Annotated in this window: 10 protein-coding genes; 7 read left to right on the top strand and 3 right to left on the bottom strand. The window is 47.9% G+C overall.

Annotated features, from left to right (window positions below; genetic code table 11):
* Window position 1 precedes the first annotated feature (1 nt).
* Together BM607_RS19950 and BM607_RS19945 are read right to left on the bottom strand one after the other, a co-directional pair.
* On the bottom strand, window positions 2-904 hold the full coding sequence (locus BM607_RS19950; protein WP_071940615.1) for an acyltransferase: 903 nt from the start codon (window positions 902-904) through the stop codon (window positions 2-4).
* 109 nt (window positions 905-1,013) lie between these two features.
* The gene (locus BM607_RS19945; protein ID WP_071940614.1) at window positions 1,014-2,540 is read right to left on the bottom strand and encodes a YifB family Mg chelatase-like AAA ATPase; all 1,527 of its coding nucleotides are present in this window, start codon (window positions 2,538-2,540) and stop codon (window positions 1,014-1,016) included.
* 213 nt (window positions 2,541-2,753) lie between these two features.
* Here BM607_RS19945 and BM607_RS19940 point away from each other — a divergent pair, with 213 nt between their 5' ends.
* The 4 genes from BM607_RS19940 (at window position 2,754) to BM607_RS19925 (ending at window position 9,685) form a co-directional block, all read left to right on the top strand.
* Window positions 2,754-3,872, top strand: coding sequence for a DUF1963 domain-containing protein (locus BM607_RS19940; protein WP_071940613.1), 1,119 nt, complete (start codon window positions 2,754-2,756; stop codon window positions 3,870-3,872).
* 729 nt (window positions 3,873-4,601) lie between these two features.
* Complete coding sequence (locus BM607_RS19935; protein WP_071940612.1) at window positions 4,602-5,630, top strand: ABC transporter substrate-binding protein; 1,029 nt, start codon at window positions 4,602-4,604, stop codon at window positions 5,628-5,630.
* 45 nt (window positions 5,631-5,675) lie between these two features.
* Window positions 5,676-7,460, top strand: coding sequence for a GGDEF domain-containing protein (locus tag BM607_RS19930; RefSeq protein ID WP_071940660.1), 1,785 nt, complete (start codon window positions 5,676-5,678; stop codon window positions 7,458-7,460).
* A 908-nt stretch (window positions 7,461-8,368) separates the two neighbouring features.
* Window positions 8,369-9,685, top strand: a complete 1,317-nt coding sequence (locus BM607_RS19925) for a hemolysin family protein (protein WP_006084442.1) — start codon at window positions 8,369-8,371, stop codon at window positions 9,683-9,685.
* A 209-nt stretch (window positions 9,686-9,894) separates the two neighbouring features.
* On the opposite strand, the gene ilvY is transcribed toward BM607_RS19925, so the two are convergent.
* Window positions 9,895-10,767: an HTH-type transcriptional activator IlvY gene (ilvY, locus tag BM607_RS19920; RefSeq protein WP_006083462.1), complete on the bottom strand. Its 873-nt coding sequence runs from the start codon at window positions 10,765-10,767 to the stop codon at window positions 9,895-9,897.
* A 261-nt stretch (window positions 10,768-11,028) separates the two neighbouring features.
* Here ilvY and ilvC point away from each other — a divergent pair, with 261 nt between their 5' ends.
* The 3 genes from ilvC (at window position 11,029) to ilvM (ending at window position 15,185) form a co-directional block, all read left to right on the top strand.
* Window positions 11,029-12,507, top strand: a complete 1,479-nt coding sequence (gene ilvC, locus BM607_RS19915) for a ketol-acid reductoisomerase (protein WP_071940611.1) — start codon at window positions 11,029-11,031, stop codon at window positions 12,505-12,507.
* Window positions 12,508-13,257: 750 nt separating this feature from the next.
* Window positions 13,258-14,931, top strand: a complete 1,674-nt coding sequence (ilvG, locus tag BM607_RS19905) for an acetolactate synthase 2 catalytic subunit (protein ID WP_006083460.1) — start codon at window positions 13,258-13,260, stop codon at window positions 14,929-14,931.
* Window positions 14,928-15,185 carry an acetolactate synthase 2 small subunit gene (ilvM, locus tag BM607_RS19900; protein WP_006083459.1) on the top strand — a complete coding sequence of 86 codons (258 nt, stop codon included), beginning with the start codon at window positions 14,928-14,930 and terminating at the stop codon, window positions 15,183-15,185. The genes ilvG and ilvM overlap by 4 nt, the downstream gene beginning before the upstream one ends.
* The last annotated feature ends 104 nt before the right edge of the window (window positions 15,186-15,289 follow it).

Here is a 15,289-nt window from a genome sequence, read left to right as displayed (position 1 = left end):
GTTACCTTTGTTCTTTATTCACTTGGCTAGCGAGTTGGCTTAACACCTGATCTTTGGTGAGCCAGAGTTGATTTAGCTGCTCTTGGAAGCCAATTTTAAAATCGCGGTCATTCATATAATCGCCGCGCATCGCAGGATCAATATCAGAAACCTTGATGTGTACTTTAACGCTTGGCAACTTGCCTGTCAGGTAGTCCCAATAGCTTGGCACTGTGTCTGGGTAGTAAATGGAGACATCGACTAGCTTGTGGATCTGTTCACCCATGGCTGATAGCGCGAAGGCCATGCCGCCCGCTTTGGGTTTTAACAAATGTTGGAACTGTGAGCTCTGCTTTTGATGTTTAGCTTTGCTGAAGCGCGTGCCTTCGACAAAGTTCATCACACTTACCGGTTTAGCCTTGAACTTAGCACAGGCTTTACGAGTAATTTCAATGTCTTTGCCCTTTAGCTTAGGATTTTTACGCAACTCTGCCGTGCTGTAACGGCGCATAAAAGGAAAATCGAGCGCCCACCAAGCTAAGCCTAAAATCGGCACAAAAATCAGTTCTTGCTTGAGGAAAAACTTCAAGAAAGGGATTTTTCGGTTAAAAACCCGCTGCAGGATCAGGATATCCACCCAAGACTGGTGATTGGCAATCACCATATACCACTCTTTAGTGGAAAAGTCGGTGTCACCACTCAGTTCTATCTTAACGGGATGCAAGCAGCGCTCAATCACACCATTGACGCTGATCCAAGCACTGGCACAAAAGTCGAGCACATGGCTCGTCGCAGTCCTTAATGAACTGATAGGTATCAGTTTTATAAAACTGATCAACACGATTGGGATAGTCCAAAAGACGGTATTTATAACGTAGCCTAAAAATGCGATACAGCCTTTTATCTGTGAAAACAGCGTTCCCATCCGAGCCCCCTGACAAAAATTGGAGGCCTATGTTACTCGGTGTCGGCGTTTGGCTCAATCTTAGGCACTGCTGGTCGGTGCATTTGTTAACATTTGTTCCCGCGAAAACTCAATATTGCTGGGATAAGCGTGCGAGTAATCTATCCATAGCGCGATAACCCAGTGCTTGGGCAATATGGCGGCGTTCTGTGTTATGCACTTGTTCAAGATCGGCAATAGTACGCGCGACTCTTTGTATACGGTGGAAGCTGCGAACCGAGAGGCCAAGCTTTACCACGCTTTGTTCCAAAAACACTAAATCAGCATCACTGATCCCGCTAAAGCGTTTCAATTGTTTTCCTGTGAGTTCGCTATTGAGCACGCCTGAACGGGCGAGTTGCAGCTCACGCGCCAGTTTGACCCGCTTGGCGATATCTTGGCTGGTTTCTGTTTGCGGCGCGGCTTGAGTCAAGGTACCCGCGGGGAGTTTGGGCACTTCAATGGTTAAATCGAAGCGGTCGAGAAACGGGCCAGAAAGCCTTGAGAGATAACGTTGAATCTGTTCGGGGCTCGATCTGTGTTGGCTATCAATATCACCGCTCGGGCTAGGATTCATCGCCGCGATCAATTGGAAGCGACTCAAAAACGTTAGCTTAGCGGCGGCGCGGGAAATTACCACTTCGCCGGTTTCCATCGGCTCGCGCAGGCAATCTAAGACTTTACGCGGAAATTCAGCCACTTCATCTAAAAACAGCACGCCACGGTGGGCGAGGGAAATTTCACCGGGTTTGGGAATACTGCCGCCACCCACGAGGGATATCGACGAACTCGTGTGGTGTGGCGAGCGAAAGGGGCGCTGCAAAAAATGCTGCGGCTTAATGTCGAGTCCGGCAACGGAATGAATCGCCGCTACTTCTAATGCTTCCTCATAATTAAGCGCAGGTAATAGCGCCATCATGCGGCTGGCAAGCATGGTTTTGCCCGTACCTGGCGGGCCAAGCATCAGGAGGTTATGGTTTCCCGCAGCGGCAATTTCGAGTGCTTGCTTGGCCTGATATTGGCCAATCACATCGCTCAGGCAGGTATGGGACTCAGGCGTCTCTTGGCTGATCCATTCTAATTGCGGCGCTAACGTCGGCAGCTGATTTTGCCCCTGTAAATAAGCGGCTAAGCTCTGAAGGTGCGAGCCAAACAACACATTAGGATAGCCGACTAACTCGGCATCGTGGCGATTATCCAGCGGCAATATCAAGGTATGGTCTTGGCGCTTAGCGGCGATAATCGCCGGTAATAATCCTTGGCAATAACGTATGTGCCCAGACAGTGCCAGCTCACCGACAAACTCAAGATTTTTTAAGCTATTAGCTGGGATTTGTTCCGAGGCGGCCAATATGCCCACGGCTATGGGTAAATCGTAGCGGCCACCTTGTTTAGGTAAATCTGCTGGCGCGAGGTTAACGGTTATCCGCCGCATCGGAAACTCGAATCCCGCATTGATCAGTGCGCTGCGCACCCGCTCGCGGGCTTCTTTCACCGACGCTTCGGGTAATCCCACTAGATTAAATGCCGGTAAGCCGTTACTGAGATGCACCTCAACTGTGACTTGGGGAGCTTCGACCCCACAACTGGCTCGGGTATTGACGCAGGCAATCGCCATAAACAAATCCTTTTGTGGTCATTTCGCGCAGAATTTGAGTGTAGCAGTAATTGACGTTAGGGGTTTTCGATTAACTTGGTCATTCGCCTCATCAGTAAGCTGCTGACTCTGGCTTTACCGTTCCCGTGATAGCTTTGGCAAATTGCCATATTGGACGATAGCAAATAGTTGATAGAAATGATAAAAAGCAAACATTGGAGTCCTGAGGTCAATATGGATATGTTGTTAGCAGAAAATTCCCCCATTCGTCAGCAGCTGCTCGAGCAAAAGCTGGTGCAGTTTAAAGACCCGCATCTTGCCCATACGTTATCGACGTTTATTCGCAGTAGTGTCGATCTCTATCCCAGTGCAATCGAAGACTATGCCCAGTTAGGTAACAGCCGACTGGGTGGATTGCCTGATTTGCCTGTCGGCATGGATTACCCAGTGACTTTGGTCGGAAGGGAGGAGATGCTGGATGCTTACGCTGAGGAATTCGACCACACTCGCGAGTATATCGAGGAGCATTATTGTTGGTCGCAAGATTCGGATTGGGACGAGGCTGCGCAAGCCTTCCGTGTGCCTATGCAATTTATCGCACAAATCAATTGTAGCGAACTGAAGGCATTTCAATCTTATTTGCCTCGAGAGGGGCGATTGTTGTTCTTTTTGGAGCGCTGGCGATTCTCGGAAATGCTTCGCGGCCATGTCTATTATGTCGCAGAGGGTCAGCAACTGAACTCTGGGAAAGCGATTGCCGAACTTAAGTTCGACGATGCGGTATGTGCAAACTATGAGTATGAGGCGGCTTATCAACTTCAGGGGATTGCCAGCATTAAGATGATAGCCACTGACATGGTTAATAGTGACAACCCGCATTTATTAAAGTTAGCCAAGGCACGTTTACAAGCGCTACCAGAACCGCAACAAGCTATGGTGCTGGAGGCCCTAGAGGTTGCGGAAGATGAATTGGCACCAGAGTGGCAAGATCAGCTCTATTTCTTTGATCTGATGAAAATGAATAAACACGGGTTAATCCCCGGTCAGATTCTCACTCAAGCACAATGGTCAGCGCTACCCGACTGGCAGTCATCCAACTTGCAGGCATTGCTCGTCCCCGAGCAGCCGCTGCCGTATTACAATGGTATCGCCAGCATTAATGGCCATGGCGATAGCCGCTATAAAGCCCCCGAGCTCCACGCCGCAGCTGAATTAGGCGGCAATGCCGAAGATTATCTGGTGCTGCTCAAAGTCGTCTATAGTGAGCACTCCATGCAGTTGAATTTTATTATCCACCAAGCGGATTTAGCGCTAGGCAAATTCGATCGCATTTACTGCATATATGATTATTAGCGCATTGAAAGGTTGGCTATAACCAACCTTTTGTTTGGCGATGCGGGCTACACAGCACTTGTAGTACATCGAGACTATTGAAGATGTATGTTGCGACCGATTAAAAGAAGAGTCGCACAATTTCGTGCCTTTGAGTGAATATGAGTTATAAAGGATTGATTCTGGGAGAAATGATTACTACTGAATAGATTAAGCGATTGATAGTTATATTTAATTATTTCAATCAGTTAATGGAAATTAGTCAACCTATGCAATTATATGAGAGCATCGTTGAGCTGTCTCATTTGGTTTACCCTCCAATGAAAATCATGGTTCAAATCCCCCAATCTTGATTCACCTCGGCCGTTAGGCCAGATGAACGCCTAGAGTGAACTCGTATACCTTGTGACTTTTAATGACGAACCAACAACTTCCACCTTTAAAGTGTTTAAGTCCCCGTCATTTTCTCCGTGGTTAAGTCGTAAAACTGACCCATAAGACAGTCAGCAACGACTCATAAACATTCTGCTACTGAGCCGCTCGATCTCCCTATACCGACTGGGTGTCGGAATAAATAGTCAGCATATAAAGTATACTTTGTATCATTTTGTGGTTTAATCGAAACATCTGCTGCTGGTTTTAGCAACATTTTGGGCGGCGATGCGGTAACAAGGTTGTGAATCGATAATAATAAAGTGACCTCTTGTGAAGGATGACATTTGAGGGAACATGGTCGAGGAGAACTCGCCTATGCGTTCGTGGATGTTAGCGTGTGTGTTTATCTGTACTGCGGGTTTTGGTGGGGCGGCTTGGGCAAAACTCGATGTTGTATTTTTTAATCCGGGGGCTGTCGATGACAGTTTTTGGGGGGACGTCGACCAATTGATGTTGGAGGCATCGACGACACTCAATATTAAGCTCGAAATCATTCATTCCGATCGCAATCATTTCAAGATGATCACCCAACTCAATGAGTTGTTAGCTTCCGCAAAGGTACTGCCTAATTACGTTATTCTGGTTAATGAAAAACAATCCGCGATAAAAATGCTGCAAGCGCTTTCTCCACATCCTATCTACGTGCAATTGATTTTAAATGATATTTCCATCGGTGAGCGTGATGCTCTACTGCAAGATCCCCATTGGCAAGAATATCTGTTACCCGCCATTATTCCCGATAATTACGCAATAGGTTCGGCGACCGCTAAGGGCTTAATGGACGACTTAGAGGATAAGCCGGCTAAAGTTTTGTTGATTTCGGGCGATAAATCGACGCCTGCTTCAGTGCTACGTACCCAAGGTGCCAGTGATTATTTCTTTATGCAGGCCAATGCCACTCTGACTCAAACGGTTTATGGCCAGTGGAGCGACGCTGTGGCTTATGGTCAAGCGTTAACCCTGCTGAATCGTTATCCCGATCTGAATGTGATTTGGACCGCCAGTGATCGTATGGCGATTGGGGTGCTTAAAGCATTGAAGGAAAAAGGCTTAGTCTCAGGTAAGGATGTATTTGTCAGTACGATCAATACGTCCCCCGAGATTTTACAGCTTTGTCGCCAACACTCGGTGAGCATTATTGGTGGCGGGCACTTTATGGCTGGCGCGTTAGCTTTGGTCGAGTTGAAATATTATCAGCAGCATAAGCACTATATTCCCTATGACAATGTCACCTTGTTCGGCGTTTTACTGCCTGATTCGGCATTTTATCAAATGTTAGTTGCTCGGGATTGGCCACAGATTTTCCAGTCTCAGATTTTGAATAAGTTGCCCTTCAAGGCGTAATAACGGGTGTACATGAAGCATCGAAATCATTCTATTAGTCATAAGATGACGCTGACCATTATCGGGGTGAGCTCATTTTTTGCTGTGTTAACTATGCTGGTGCAGCTGATTTGGAACTATCAGGATAGTATCGACAATGCCACGTCGGATATCCGCGAATATTCAGAATCTATTCTGCCGAGCGTGGCGAAGTCGCTGTGGGACGTTGACCGCAGCCTGCTATCTGATTTGCTCTCTGGTTTAGGGATGATGCCGTTAGTGTCGAGTGTGCATTTAGACAGTATCGACGGCGTCACTATGCAGCTGGGTAAACCGCTGTTAACCGACGACGAGTCGCAAACCCTGTTTCATTATCCTGTGACTTATCAAGATCAGCTGATCGCAACTTTAACCGTAGGCTTAGACACTAACCAGCTTTACTACGAGCTGTGGCGACAGTTGATTTTTATTGTGCTCGGCAATGGCTTAAAGACCCTGCTGATGATCTATTTGATCTTGACCTTAGTGCGACTCATGGTGACGGATAGATTGTCGGCATTGGAAGATTTTACTAATAAAATCAATCTAAAATCGCTAAAAAAGCTATCTGTGCCCGAGACGGTGACCGCCAGTCCTGACGAGATTGCCCATGTGGCATTGTCGCTTAAGGCCATGTATCAAAGGATACGCAACGACCTCGCTATCAATAAACGCCATCAACGTGCGTTACAGCAACAGCAGCATTTATTGTCGGACTTAGTGAAAGAGCGGACCAAAGAACTGGATTGGCAGTCGCAGTCGAATCAATTACTGGCAGAGATTTCGCTGCAATTTTTGAGTATCGACACCTGCAATGTAGACAAAACCTTAACTGAGGTGTGCCACAAAATAGGTCAGTTGTTTGATGTTGAAAGGGTGAGTATTCTCGAATTTCATCAACAGCATGCCTATTACCGCAGTTTTTGGACCAGCGAGTTACATGCTAACAAGGTCCAAGGGATTTCGGTGGACAACATTACTCAGCTTGCTAAAAAATTCGAAACAGAATCGACTTTAATGATTGAGGATCTTGAGGCGTTAAAGGACTTTTCACCACAGGAATATGAGGTGATGAAATCCGTGGGCATTTGCTCTATTGCTGCCTTTGCGATTAAAAATGCCGGAGAGTTATTGGGATTACTCTCGCTGTCGACGGTGTCGCGGCCCTTGAATTGGAACGCCCAGAAAAAAAATATGCTGACTCAGTTTGCCTCCGCATTGAACGAGTTACTGCTGCGCGAGCAAAAAGAGCGGCAGATGATAGTGCTGCAACAAGCGCTGGTTTCTGCCAATACTCAATTGAAAGAAATGGCCGAAACCGATGAGTTAACGGGCTTAGCCAATAGACGCCCCTTTACCGAAAGATTAGAAACCGTACTACAGGCGGATACTCCTGCGGGACTGTTTATGTTGGACGTCGATTATTTCAAATCCTACAACGACACTTACGGTCATCTCGAAGGTGATGTCGTGCTTAAGCGTGTGGCAGATGCCTTAGCGCAGTGCGATATCCTGCCGCACAATGCTTTATTGGCGCGCATCGGTGGCGAAGAGTTTGCCTTAGTCGTTGAGCATGTCACGCCGGCACAGCTAACGGCCATTGCCACGCAGCTGTGTTATCTCGTCGAGCAACTCAATATTCCTCATCAAGTTTCTCCCTTGGCTGTGGTGACCATCAGTATTGGCAGCGTGTTTTTGCCATTAGATAAGGTCTCGGGGCTTAAGATGGCCGACGTGTTACGCCGCGCCGATGTTTGCCTCTATCGCGCTAAGGATAAAGGTCGCAATAGAGTCGAGGTTGAAGTGATTTAATGGCTAGGGTCAAGGCAGGCTTGTGCCTATCGCAGTCTTTCGCGGTTGGGTACAGGTTGAGTTTTGCTCCATCACTAGGTTGTTTCTGTGCTTTGTGATTGATTACCATGCAGTCAAACTGCCCTGTATCCATGCTTAAGCTTATACCTAAGCTGTGTCTAATTCATCACCATTAAGCCATTACCACCCAGTCATCTCTACTCAGTAATCCCCACTCACTCATAGACAAATCCGGTGACATTTAGGCCCTGTCAGCTGAGTTTCGTTATGTCACAGATAGCCTCTAATCGTGCTAACTAACTGATAACATTTATATGAAAGTGTGCTGTAGATCCGCCGTTAAGATAAAAATTATCTCAAGGTGAGGTAATATTAGGCGGCAGATGAGATATAATCTGTCGCCCATAGTCGATTTAGCGATGCACTCTGAGTGACATCCATGCTGCCATTCTGGACGTATTTCTCGTAACGCAACTAAGCGAAAGCCACGACTGCATAGTCAATTCCATTGGCTTAAATGTACGTTCTAGCAGCTCAATATCAAAGCCGCAGCACTTAGATATCTTAATGATGTCGAGTCGAATAAAATAATTAAATGCTGGATATTCAGTCTCTTCGACACCAAACGTCACTTAAATGATGCAAGCGTATTTGCGCTATTCGCTGGCTGCGAGAGTCGAGTCACGCCTAAGCCGTGAATTTGCAGATATACTGAGAACACTCTAAAGCGAGCAATTTAAGCGCTTTTTTATCTTAGGGTAGCAAGTGGCTGGCGCAGCCGCGTTGAACGGTTTTTAGACTAAGCAAGACAAAGCAAACTGCGCCCAAATAAAATGAATTCAGCTGACACGCGAGCAATAAAGCGCGGGTTGGTCCTAGTTAGTCCAGTGTTAAATGAAAGGTGTTACATGAGTCTGTTTGATAACGTGATGATTATTTTGTGCCTAATCGGCGCGAGTTGTTTCTTCTCTATGTCAGAAATTGCACTTGCCGCTTCACGTAAAATCCGTTTACGTCAGTTGGCCGATGAGGGTGATGCCCGTGCAGAAAAAGTGCTGCAGTTACAAGCCGTTCCCGGCAGCTTTTTTACTGTGGTACAAATCGGTCTTAATGCCGTTGCCATCATGGGTGGTATCGTCGGTGAGTCGGCATTTCGGCCTTATTTCTATGAGTTACTGTCGCCTTTGCTGACCGATCCTTGGTTGAGCCAAATGAGCTTTGTTTTATCCTTTATTGTCGTCACCAGTGCCTTTATTCTAGTGGCCGATTTGATGCCAAAACGCATTGCCATGGCGATGCCAGAGCCCGTCGCGTTGGCCGTTGTTGGGCCTATGTCTTTCTGTATCGTGCTACTGCGTCCATTAGTGTGGTTTTTCAATGGCATGGCGAGCGGCATCTTTAAACTGCTGCAAATCCCAACCGTGCGTAACGATGCCATCACCTCTGACGACATTTATGCCGTGATGAATGCGGGCGCCGAAGCTGGGGTGTTAGATCGCGGTGATCAACAGATGATGGAAAATGTGTTTGAAATGCAAACCGTTTCTGTCACTTCGGCCATGACGGCCCGTGAAAGCTTAGTGTACTTTTTACTGCAAGATAGCGAAGAAGATATCAAGCGTAAGATTTCTGAAGATCCCCATACCAAGTTCCTCGTCTGCGATGGTCAGTTAGATATGATCAAAGGTTTTGTGGATGCAAAAGAGCTGCTGATCCGAGTGATTAACGGTGAGAATATTACCTTAAAAGGCAGTAACTTAGTCCACACTTCGCTGATTATTCCTGATACTTTGAGCCTATCTGAGGCAATGGAATACTTTAAGAATAGCCGCGCCGATTTTGCCGTGGTCATGAACGAATATGCCTTAGTGGTCGGGATTGTCACGACCAACGATTTGCAGCGCGCGGTAATGGGTGCTTGGTCATTGCATGAGAGCGAAGAGCAGATCATCGCCCGTGATAGCAACTCTTGGTTAGTCGATGGGGTAACACCTATTACCGACGTAATGCGCGCCTTCGGCATCGAAGAATTCCCGCATAATCAGAACTACGAAACCATTGCCGGTTTTATGATGTATATGCTGCGTAAAATCCCTAAGCGCACCGATTTCGTGAACTATGCGGGCTATAAATTTGAGGTGGTCGATATCGATTCTTACAAGGTCGATCAGTTGTTGGTGACCCGTATCGATCCTATCGATAAGCTCAACTCACCGGATGTGTAACCCGTCATCTGGTGACGATTAAGCTATTCTCGATTAAGTTATTTTCGATTCAGCGACTCTCAATATAAGTGACTCTCTTGGGCTAAGTGTTTGCCTTGGAGAGTCGTTTTACTGTTAGCGCTCCTAGTCCCCATCGATACCCGCCACGCAAAAATCTCTTTTGAATTAACTCTTGTCGCACAAATTTCTTTTGAATTAACTCGTACCGCTTAAATCACATCCAAAAACGCATTGACTATGGGATCGTCGAGCCGTTTTACTTTGCAGCAGCAACCTAACTCGAACGGCGGAATCGCAACCGGCGACGAGAGCAGTTGAATGCGATCCCGCACTGGGCTGTTATTGATAACCACTTCTGGGCTCATGCTTACGCCGCAGCCTAACGCCACCATAGAGGCGATCGCTTCTTGGCCCGACACTTGGGCGTAAATATTAGGGCTGATGCCCATTTGTTTGAACCAGTTATCGGCGCGGCGACGTCCGGGGCCATGGTCGGGAATGATAAAGGGCACGCTCGACCAATCGATGGGCGTTTGGGAAATCTGCTGCTGCACCGCGCAACGTATGGTTGGGGCGATGATCGACAGCGGCACATCGTCGATTTTGGCAAAGTGTAAGCTGCTGGGAAACGGATCGGGCAGGGCGGCGATGGCGATATCGGCGCGATTCTGTTGCACTTCGGCCAGTGCGTTCGCCGCATCTCCCGTGGTTAAGGCGATTTCGACGAAGGGATGTTCTTGGCGGAATAAATCCAATAAACCTGGTAAATGGCTATAGGCTGCGGTGACCGAGCAATACAGATTCAACCGACCACGCAGTACGTCCTGCTTGAGATCGATACTGTGCTTGAGTGTGCTCCAATGGTTCAAAGTCTGCTCGGCGAACCGCTTAAACTCGTGTCCCGCGTGAGTTAAGGTCACGCTGCGATTATCCCGCTCTAACAGCTTAGCGTTTACTTCCTCTTCTAATCTTTGCAGGGCTCGGCTTAAGGTCGATGGGCTCACATGCATCTGTTCCGCTGTCTTGGCGAAGTGCAAACTGTCACATAAGTGCAGGTACAATTTGAGGGTACGAATATCCATGATCTTATCCTGTTTAGTCTGAACTTGAGCCTTGGCTTGAGTGATGGCGTGATTGGGGACCGCATATTGGCGCCGATGTTACTGTCAGTGTTACTGATCCATGATTGCAGTTGACGTTGCGCATAATGCAATATGAAGTTCCGAATATATCATTTTAAGCAATGATAAGCATGGGTTATAGTGATTTCAATCACAACCAAGCCGTAACATTATGTTAGTTTGGTTGCGTCCAAAATTTCTGACTTATAGGTGGTATATCAGATGGCTAACTATTTTAACTCTCTGAATTTACGTCAACAATTAGCACAGCTTGGCCAATGTCGTTTCATGGATCGTTCTGAGTTTAGCGACGGCTGTAACTACATCAAAGATTGGAATATAGTTATTTTAGGTTGTGGTGCTCAAGGTCTTAACCAAGGCTTGAACATGCGTGATTCGGGTCTGAACATTTCTTTTGCCCTGCGTCCTGAAGCGATTGAACAGAAACGTGCCTCATGGCAGAAAGCGACCGACAACGGTTTCCGTGTCGGTACCTTTGAAGAATTAATTCCCGCAGCGGATCTAGTGCTTAACCTGACGCCGGACAAACAGCATTCAAATGTGGTTAACGCTGTTATGCCACTGATGAAGCAAGGTTCTACCTTGTCTTACTCACACGGCTTCAACATCGTTGAAGAGGGCATGCAAGTTCGTCCCGATATCACTGTGGTGATGGTTGCGCCTAAGTGCCCAGGCACTGAAGTGCGTGAAGAATACAAACGTGGTTTTGGTGTACCAACCCTTATTGCGGTTCACCCAGAAAACGATCCAAACGGTGACGGCTTAGAGATTGCGAAAGCCTACGCTAGCGCAACGGGTGGCGACAGAGCCGGTGTTTTACTGTCGTCTTTCATCGCTGAAGTTAAGTCGGATCTGATGGGCGAGCAGACCATTCTGTGCGGTATGTTGCAGACGGGCGCCATCTTAGGTTACGAGAAAATGATCGCCGATGGCGTTGAGCCAGGCTACGCGGCCAAGCTTATCCAGCAAGGTTGGGAAACGGTCACTGAAGCGCTGAAACACGGTGGCATCACTAACATGATGGACCGTTTGTCTAATCCAGCCAAGATTAAAGCATTTGAAATTGCAGAAGATTTAAAAGAAATCCTCCAGCCATTATTTGAAAAGCACATGGATGACATCATCAGCGGCGAATTCTCTCGCACTATGATGGAAGACTGGGCGAACGATGATGCGAACTTACTGCGTTGGAGAGCGGAAACTGGCGAAACAGGTTTCGAAAATGCACCCGTATCGAGCGAGCATATCGACGAACAAACCTATTTCGACAAAGGAATTTTCCTTGTCGCTATGATCAAAGCGGGTGTGGAACTGGCGTTCGACACTATGGTGTCTGCGGGTATCGTGGAAGAGTCGGCTTATTACGAGTCATTGCACGAAACCCCACTTATCGCTAACACGATTGCCCGTAAGCGTTTGTATGAAATGAACGTGGTGATTTCAGACACGGCCGAATACGGTTGCTACCTGTTCAATCACGCCGCCGTACCTATGCTTCGCGATTACGTTAATGCCATGTCATCTGAGTATTTAGGTGCTGGCCTGAAAGACAGCGCAACCGGTGTCGACAACCTAACGCTCATCGCAGTTAACGAAGCGATTCGTGAAACGGCGGTGGAATATGTTGGCGCTGAACTTCGCGGTTACATGACTGATATGAAAAGCATTGTTGAGGCCTAATTGATCGTTAGTTAAGCCCAACTTTGGGGGAGAGGGTTGAGATTCAAAGGACTTGGGTCTCAGCTCAGTTCCCAAGCAACCTCAGAGACTGAAACGCGCATCTTGAGTTTGCTTAGTGATGAATCAGCTTTGTGATAAATCAGTGTAGTGAGAAACAAATTTTTTCCTGTTCAGTGGGTTGTCGAGCGGGCAAAAACGACATAGTTAGTGAGTTAATAGTTAGTGAGTGAATCTTCAGTGAGCGTTCGCGAGTAAATGCGCGTTCAGTGAATGAATCCTGCGGTAGGTGAATCGCGCCGACTGAGGATCAACAGTTAACGTTTTACTTTGTTGTTTTGCATTGTCTCGGCAGGGAAGCTGAATTTTTTTTGACAAAAGATATTTTTTATTGTGTTTGGCTGTCGCTTTATGGTAAAGCTAATAGCTCGCGGTCGGGCAAAGTCCAAAGCGAAACTAACTTTCATGCAATATCCCAATTTTAGAAACACCGATTAGGAATCCATATTGATGTTTAACCAAGCTGCCAAGCTCATTCTCGTGATTATTACCGTCGTGATTATTAAATCACAGCGGGGGCGGCGCATGGCGAACTGATAGACCTAAAAGGTTAAAAGTTTCGAAAGAACCCCCCGCTCCGAAAGGACCGGGGGGTTCTTCGTTTCAGGGCCTAGAACAAGGTCCTAAGCTTCGAAAGAGTTAAAAATTAGCGTCGATTTTCGGCAATTCAGGACTAACGTAGCGAGAGAGAATATGGAACCAGGGCAGATGATCAGAGGCGCAGATGCGGTAATTAAAGTGTTAGCAGCACATGGAGTCACCACAGTGTTTGGTTACCCAGGTGGTGCCATTATGCCAATATACGATGCCCTCTATGGAAGCCCTGTCGAACATCTGCTCAGCCGTCACGAACAAGGCGCCGCCTTTGCCGCCGTAGGATACGCAAGAGCCAGCGGTAAAACTGGCGTGTGCTTTGCGACTTCAGGCCCTGGCGCGACTAACTTGATCACTTCCTTAGCCGATGCCCTGTTAGATTCAGTGCCTATGGTGGCTATCACAGGCCAAGTTTCTACCGCCGTTATCGGCACCGACGCCTTTCAAGAAATCGACGTGCTGGGCATGTCACTGAGCTGCACTAAGCACAGTTTTATGGTGACAGACGTCAACGACCTGATCCCAACCTTGTATCAAGCCTTCGAAATCGCCGCATCTGGTCGCCCTGGCCCTGTGCTGGTCGATATCCCGAAGGATATCCAAATCGCCCAATTGGAATACCGCACCCCTTTGCTGGCCGTGATGAACGAACCTCAAGCCGAGATGAGTGATATCGACGCTGCCCGTGCACTGTTGGCTGAGGCTAAACAGCCTATGCTGTATGTCGGCGGTGGTGTAGGCATGGCGGGCGCGGTCGATCAACTGCGTGAGTTTATCAAAGTGACGGGCATACCTTCGGTCGCAACCTTGAAAGGGCTGGGCAGTATTGCCCACGGCACACCCGGCTACTTGGGCATGTTAGGCATGCATGGCGGCAAGGCCGCTAACTTAGCGGTACAGGATTGCGATTTGCTGATCGTGGTGGGCGCCCGTTTCGACGACCGAGTCACCGGCCGTTTAGCGAGCTTTGCCGACAAGGCCAAAGTGATCCATTTAGACATCGACGCCGCTGAGCTGGGCAAATTACGTATGCCTGAGGTGGCAATCGCCGGCGACTTACGCCAAATCTTACCTGCCTTAGCCATGTCGATGAACATCACCCCTTGGCAGGCCGAGGTGGAGCATTTATCCCGTAAGCATCAATGGGATTATCAACACCCCGGCAGTTTGATCTATGCGCCTGCGCTGCTGCGCCGCTTAGCCAATAAATTACCCGAAGACAGCGTAGTGTGCTGCGATGTGGGTCAGCACCAAATGTGGGTGGCCCAGCATATGTGGTTCCGCCGTCCAGAAGATCATCTGTCCAGCGCGGGCTTAGGCACTATGGGCTTTGGCTTACCCGCCGCCATTGGTGCGCAAGTGGCCCGTCCCGATGCCACTGTAGTTACTGTGTCTGGCGATGGTTCTTTCATGATGAATGTGCAGGAACTGACCACCATCAAACGCCGCAAGCTGCCAGTGAAAATCGTGCTGGTTGATAACCAAAAGCTTGGCATGGTGAAGCAGTGGCAACAGCTATTCTTTGAAGAACGCTACAGCGAAACGGATTTATCCGATAACCCAGATTTTGTTTTATTGGCCTCCGCCTTTGATATCCCCGGCCGCACGATTTTCTCTTCCGACGAAGTGGAAGAAGCATTAACCGAAATGTTAGCAGCTAAGGGCCCGTATTTGTTACACGTTGCAATCGACGATGCTTTTAACGTTTGGCCACTGGTGCCCCCCGGCGCATCAAACAGCGATATGATGGACGAAATGGAGAAACAAACATGATCCACTCTCTGGAATTAACGGTTCAACAACGCCCCGAAGTGCTTGAGCGTGTTTTGCGCGTGACTCGCCATCGTGGCTTTACGATTACCCAAATGCAGATGCGCATGAATGACGATGCGAGCCTGTCGCTGGATATGGAGGTCGATAGCGAACGCGCCATCGAACTGTTAAGTAATCAGCTGAATAAACTGATTGATGTGACCCAATGTAAGGTATTGTTACCGCTGAGCCTGCAACAAACGGCGAATGCTTAAGGCCTTGCTTGGGTTATCTTAGTCCCTGATGTTGGGGCGCCGATCAGTACCAAATAGTATGAATTAGTGCCAGATACTATTTAGCGACAGATATTGAGGGGAAT

The organism is Shewanella sp. SACH (assembly GCF_001887095.2).
In the GTDB taxonomy this organism is placed as follows: Bacteria; Pseudomonadota; Gammaproteobacteria; order Enterobacterales; family Shewanellaceae; genus Shewanella; species Shewanella baltica.
This window is presented reverse-complemented; position numbering and strand designations above follow the sequence as displayed.

What these genes read in the sequence shown, in the direction of transcription:
- BM607_RS19950 (WP_071940615.1), bottom strand. Translation starts at nt 904, where the DNA reads ATGGGAACGCTGTTTTCACAGATAAAAGGCTGTATCGCATTTTTAGGC.
- BM607_RS19945 (WP_071940614.1), bottom strand. Translation starts at nt 2,540, where the DNA reads ATGGCGATTGCCTGCGTCAATACCCGAGCCAGTTGTGGGGTCGAAGCT.
- BM607_RS19940 (WP_071940613.1), top strand. Translation starts at nt 2,754, where the DNA reads ATGGATATGTTGTTAGCAGAAAATTCCCCCATTCGTCAGCAGCTGCTC.
- BM607_RS19935 (WP_071940612.1), top strand. Translation starts at nt 4,602, where the DNA reads ATGCGTTCGTGGATGTTAGCGTGTGTGTTTATCTGTACTGCGGGTTTT.
- BM607_RS19930 (WP_071940660.1), top strand. Translation starts at nt 5,676, where the DNA reads ATGACGCTGACCATTATCGGGGTGAGCTCATTTTTTGCTGTGTTAACT.
- BM607_RS19925 (WP_006084442.1), top strand. Translation starts at nt 8,369, where the DNA reads ATGAGTCTGTTTGATAACGTGATGATTATTTTGTGCCTAATCGGCGCG.
- ilvY (WP_006083462.1), bottom strand. Translation starts at nt 10,767, where the DNA reads ATGGATATTCGTACCCTCAAATTGTACCTGCACTTATGTGACAGTTTG.
- ilvC (WP_071940611.1), top strand. Translation starts at nt 11,029, where the DNA reads ATGGCTAACTATTTTAACTCTCTGAATTTACGTCAACAATTAGCACAG.
- ilvG (WP_006083460.1), top strand. Translation starts at nt 13,258, where the DNA reads ATGGAACCAGGGCAGATGATCAGAGGCGCAGATGCGGTAATTAAAGTG.
- ilvM (WP_006083459.1), top strand. Translation starts at nt 14,928, where the DNA reads ATGATCCACTCTCTGGAATTAACGGTTCAACAACGCCCCGAAGTGCTT.